The sequence below is a fragment of the Dialister sp. genome, from assembly GCF_036343215.1.
Lineage (GTDB): Bacteria > Bacillota > Negativicutes > Veillonellales > Dialisteraceae > Dialister.
In genome coordinates this window covers 1-3,168 of record NZ_JAZASU010000145.1, presented here as the reverse complement: position 1 = coordinate 3,168, position 3,168 = coordinate 1, and the positions used below count along the sequence as shown (strand labels likewise).

Here is a 3,168-nt window from a genome sequence, read left to right as displayed (position 1 = left end):
TGTCATCTCGTGATCAAGGTACGTTGCGGGGGGCGCGGGTCCGAAGATTTTCTTTCTCGTTTGTTGGGAGTTTATTTTGTTTTGTAAAAATAAGGGTGAAACTCGATATTTCCTCGAGGATTTGAAAGCTTATAGAGCACGTGGGTCTTGCCCCGGATCCGCCTTAAATTTTTGAGCGCTCAGCGGATCGGATGGGACTCGGCCCGAGGCCTCGCTCTTGCTGCTTTCACAGGTATAGTAGCAAAAATCGCGATTTGTATCATTAGAATTTCATTAAACTTTATACGCTGAAATGATGGGGAAGGTTTGCAAACTGAATATGACGGCTGCCGGCCCGGGTAAATTGTTTGTAAAGATGGGCTTTTTTCGTTTACACCGCTTTTTTTTGAATTATAATAGGGAAATATAAAAGATAGAGAATGAGTCAGCTTTGTTCTGTGTGAGTTTTGCTGCATTAGCGGCGTATCGTTCTTCGTGAAGGGGTGCTCCTGATGGGGCACGGGTATATGGGGAATTTGCACAGACAGGGTAAAATCCCCTGCAAGTCGAAACGTTCAGGGCTCTCCGGGCCTGGGGAGCTGGCCGCGAAGCGGACTCCCGGGTCGTCCTGTCGGTTCGCGGGATATGGGAAAAATTTTGACCTGTTATCCGCCCTTTTCTTTTAATCGCACGCCAAAGGGCACTATAAAAAACTGGTTTCCGCAGGAAACCATATCCTTCCAGACGACCCCGACATTCCCGAGCTTCCCGATATCCCCGATTCAAAAGTTATCCGGACTCAAAGTTTCCATATATAATAGTGAAAATACAGGATGTGATTCCATGCCCCAGAAACGAATTGCCATCGTGAATGACATGACCGGTTTTGGGCGCTGTTCCACGGCGGTACAGCTGCCCATTATTTCCGCCCTGAAAATCCAGGGCTGCCTTTTTCCCACTGCCATCCTTTCGGTGCATACGGGATTTCCGGATTTCTACATCGATGATTATACCCGACGCATGAAGCCCTACATGGAAAGCTGGAAGAAAAATCACCTCGAATTTGACGGCATTCTCACCGGTTTCCTGGGGTCTGTTTCTCAGGTGGAAATCGTCATGGATTTCATCAGAGATTTCAAAAAACCGGGGACGATAGTCATCATGGATCCTGTCATGGGAGATAATGGGAAACTGTACCCCTCCTACACCGAAGAACTCTGCCAGCGGATGCGGGAGCTTCTCACCCTTTCTGACGTGATTACGCCCAATCTTACCGAAGCCTGCGAACTTCTGTCCATGCCTTATCCGGAGGAAGGTACTTTTTCTACGGAAATACTTGGAAATATGGCCCGCGCCCTTTCGGAAAAAGGACCTTCGGAGGTCGTGATCACGGGCCTTCCGGAAGGGGAAAATCTCATGAATTTCATGTACGAAAGAGGAAAAGGGATTTCCATTCATCCGGTGAAAAAGATAGGCAGCGACCGTTCCGGGACCGGAGATGTATATTCCGCCGTGGTGGCTGCGAAAATCGTGCGGGGAGAAAGCCTTGAAAATGCCGTAAAATCTGCCGCCTCTTTTGTGAGCCGCTGCATGACGTATACCGAAGAACTGGACCTCCCCCGGAACTGGGGTCTGGCCTTTGAAGAATTTCTCACCGATTTGAAATAAGGAGGAACCATGATCGTATACAGCTATTTTTCCGGCGTCTATGTGAATGTGGAGGACAGTCTTGCCCGCCAGCCTGAAGGGAAACGGGGATTTTATGTGAATCTCACGAACCGCTGCACCTGCAATTGTACCTTTTGCCTTCGGAGCATGAAACAGATGCGGGAAGACTCCTCCCTCTGGCTTAAAAAAGAACCCACCGTTTCTGAAGTGGAAATGGAACTCTCCGCCCTTCCCTGGGACAAAGTGAGCGAAATCGTATTCTGCGGATTCGGCGAACCCACCTGCCGGCTGGAAGACCTGAAAACCCTCCTCCAATGGGTGAAAGACAATCATCCGACAGTTCCCACCAGACTCAATACCAATGGCCTTTCCGACCTGCAGTACAAAAGGGATACCGCGCCCGATTTCAAAGGCATTCTCGATACCATTTCCATTTCCCTCAATGCTTCCAATGCGGAACGGTACCTTGCCCTGACGAGAAGCTCCTTCGGACTCCGCTCGTTTGAGGCCATGCTGGACTTTGCAGTCCGCTGCAAAAAATATGTGCCCCATGTGGTTTTGACCGTGGTGGACCATGTGGAAAACAGCGAAGAAATCAGGAAATGCAGGAAGATCTGCGAAGACAGGGGACTCACGCTCCGGGTGAGAGTATATGAAGACCATTAGAGACAATTGTTAGATATAATGACCTGAGTCAGCTGCGGTATTCGGGTCTTAGCCTCACCGCGGCTTGCCACCCGATCCCCATCTCGAGATTTCAGGGTGCGGGAAAGTGTCGGCACTGATGTGCCGGCTTTTTTTATGGAGACTGTACACAGGCAGGGGGAAAAGCCCGAATGAGTCGAAATGGGACTGACTGATGAAAGATACTCGGGATAAATGGGGAAATAGGAAAGACTCCCGCTTACGGGCCTTTCACACTCGCATGGGCACATTCCCCATAAATACTTGTGCCGCATCAGCGGCACACCTTCCCGAAGTCCCAAATCCGAAGTCCGAAATCCGTTTTTCCCATTTTTCCCGGGTGCCTTTCGGCAATCAGCCTCATTTGTGCCTTGAAGGGATAGAGCAGGATGATGATCTCAGACGGCCGAAGGCCGTCGATTGGTCAGGCTCCCCCTGGGGGGAGCTGGCTGCGAAGCAGACTGAGGGGGGAGGGATGAGAAATGGCGGTTGGGAACTTCAATGGAAAACAGAAATTATCGATTCTTCGAATCGATTTTGCCCTCTCACCCCTTCGGGGAGCTCTCCCGAGGGAGAGCACTTGCTTAACGGTATAGTCACTTGTCCCGGGTACGTTTCGTTAGTCAGCCTCATCTGTGGCACTATCGGTTGAGGGTAGGCTTCCCCTCGGGGAAGCTGGCCCGAAGGGCCTGAAAGGGCAAGGGATGGAATCCCGGCGGCCGCAGGCCGCCTTTTCTTTAGCGCCCTCTCACCGCTGTCGCGGTGTTCCCGAGGGAGAGCCTGCCTGACTATCATTTTCCTCATTTTTCCCGGGTATGCTTTATCAATCAGCCTCAT

The 3,168-nt window shown here is 50.8% G+C and carries 2 protein-coding genes; both read left to right on the top strand.

Annotated elements, in window-relative coordinates; all coding sequences use genetic code 11:
- The first annotated feature begins 822 nt into the window (after positions 1 to 822).
- Complete coding sequence (locus VZT47_RS09845) at positions 823 to 1,647, top strand: pyridoxamine kinase (RefSeq protein ID WP_330224787.1); 825 nt, start codon at positions 823 to 825, stop codon at positions 1,645 to 1,647.
- A gap of 9 nt (positions 1,648 to 1,656) precedes the next feature.
- On the top strand, positions 1,657 to 2,313 hold the full coding sequence (locus VZT47_RS09840) for a TatD family nuclease-associated radical SAM protein (RefSeq protein ID WP_330224786.1): 657 nt from the start codon (positions 1,657 to 1,659) through the stop codon (positions 2,311 to 2,313).
- The last annotated feature ends 855 nt before the right edge of the window (positions 2,314 to 3,168 follow it).

Coding starts and splice junctions, on each gene's coding strand:
- VZT47_RS09840 (WP_330224786.1), top strand. CDS start 1,657: ATGATCGTATACAGCTATTTTTCCGGCGTCTATGTGAATGTGGAGGAC.
- VZT47_RS09845 (WP_330224787.1), top strand. CDS start 823: ATGCCCCAGAAACGAATTGCCATCGTGAATGACATGACCGGTTTTGGG.